Source organism: Tunicatimonas sp., assembly GCF_049647865.1.
Lineage (GTDB): Bacteria > Bacteroidota > Bacteroidia > Cytophagales > Cyclobacteriaceae > Tunicatimonas.
In genome coordinates this window covers 1-1,626 of sequence record NZ_JBARYM010000164.1, presented here as the reverse complement: position 1 = coordinate 1,626, position 1,626 = coordinate 1, and the positions used below count along the sequence as shown (strand labels likewise).

Genomic DNA, 1,626 nt, shown 5'->3' with positions numbered 1-1,626 from the left:
ACGTCCACGACGTCCAGGCTACCCTGATGCACTTGCTCGGAGTAGACCACGAACGGTTAACCTTCAAACACCAGGGCCGCCGCTTTCGCCTAACCGATGTGCACGGTGAAGTAGTGAAGGATATTATTGCGTAGTGTTTTTACCAAACAGCTTACTTATGCTCAGGTTGCTGACTCTACTCATTTCTTTTCTTTTCAGCTTAAGTCTAATCGGTCAGGATAATCCGAATACGCTGCTATGGAAAGTGAGTAAGGCTGGAGTTGAAGATACTTCCTACCTATTTGGGACATTTCATACAGTGAACCCTGACTTTTTCTTATCGCTGCCTAATTCAGTGAAAAAGTTAGAGGAAGCTGATATACTTTTTGTAGAACGGACAACAGTTGATTCCAATACAACTCTGAGTGAAGACGTAAAGCTCAACTATTGGAGCGTTGAACGGTGGGATAATCTCTTAGATAAAGAACAAAAGCGGGTATTTGAATCCTTTGTAGAAAAGTCAGAAGATCAAGGTTACTACGATCTACCTCCTAGTATACTTGCTCTTAATCTTGCTCAATTATATACAACTCATTTTTGCGATATCCAAGACCGTGAATCCTATGAAGCGTTGGATTCTTTTATAGTAGAAACTGCTTTAAATAGTAATAAGGAGATACGATCGTTGGATGAAAATCAATTAAATATTCTTCTGCGATCTTCTCTCAGTAGTACTTCTGAAGAAGATTCTGTATATGCAGCTATGTGTGCAAAATATATGGATAGAATGCTAAACGACGATTTATCAGGTTGTGAACAGTTAGAAGATTACAAAAACCTCAATATTGATTATCAGCTAGAAAAGGAAAACCATGATCACCCCTTTGAATTAACTGAGCGTAATGATAAGTGGATAACTATCATTCAAAAAGCACTTAAAGAAAATAGTTGCTTTGTAGCCGTTGGTTTTCGGCATTTACAGTATAAACAGGGATTGATTCAACAATTGAGGGAATCGGGATACTCAGTAGAGCCTATTGCTGCTCGTTAACCTGTATCAAACAACAACTTTTTACTTATCAACCTATCACTCATGAAACAAGTTGCGTTTAAGATGCAGTTGCTTCCAGAGTACGCGGAAGAGTACCAAAAACGACACGCTGCCATCTGGCCCGAACTGGTGGATTTGCTGCACCAAAGCGGCATTAGCGATTATCATATTTTTCACGACCCCGATACGCACGAATTGTTCGCTACCTACGTGCTGGCCGACGACCAGAAGGTAGATCAGTTGGCGCAGGAGACTGTAATGAAAAAGTGGTGGGCTTACATGAAAGATATCATGGAAACCCACGCGGATGATTCACCTATTAGTAAGCCGTTGGAACCTGTTTTCTATATGAAATAGTGCGTAATAACTAAGCTAACGTAGCCTGTATTATTTCCTGTCGTATCAAAAGCTAAATTTGCCTACTTTAGCAAGTCCAGACAATACTGACTTTTTATGCCCATTGCCATTGCCCTTCACGGCGGAGCCGGAACAATCCTTCGTAGCCAGATGAGCCCAGAGAAGGAAAATCAATATACCACTGCTCTACGGGAACCCCTTCAAGCGGCTTATCAGCACCTTTCCGACCAGGGAAGCGC

3 protein-coding genes are annotated in these 1,626 nt (G+C 41.5%); all 3 read left to right on the top strand.

Annotated elements, in window-relative coordinates:
• Positions 1 to 134: DUF1501 domain-containing protein (locus WBA23_RS05105; protein WP_424581170.1), on the top strand; the 134-nt coding region annotated here is incomplete at its 5' end.
• A 110-nt stretch (positions 135 to 244) separates the two neighbouring features.
• Positions 245 to 1,030 carry a TraB/GumN family protein gene (locus WBA23_RS05100; protein ID WP_424581169.1) on the top strand — a complete coding sequence of 262 codons (786 nt, stop codon included), beginning with the start codon at positions 245 to 247 and terminating at the stop codon, positions 1,028 to 1,030.
• A 42-nt stretch (positions 1,031 to 1,072) separates the two neighbouring features.
• A complete protein-coding gene (gene rhaM, locus WBA23_RS05095) occupies positions 1,073 to 1,387 on the top strand; it encodes an L-rhamnose mutarotase (protein ID WP_424581168.1) in 315 nt (104 codons plus the stop codon).
• Positions 1,388 to 1,626 lie beyond the last annotated feature (239 nt).

What these genes read in the sequence shown, in the direction of transcription:
- rhaM (WP_424581168.1), top strand. Translation starts at nt 1,073, where the DNA reads ATGAAACAAGTTGCGTTTAAGATGCAGTTGCTTCCAGAGTACGCGGAA.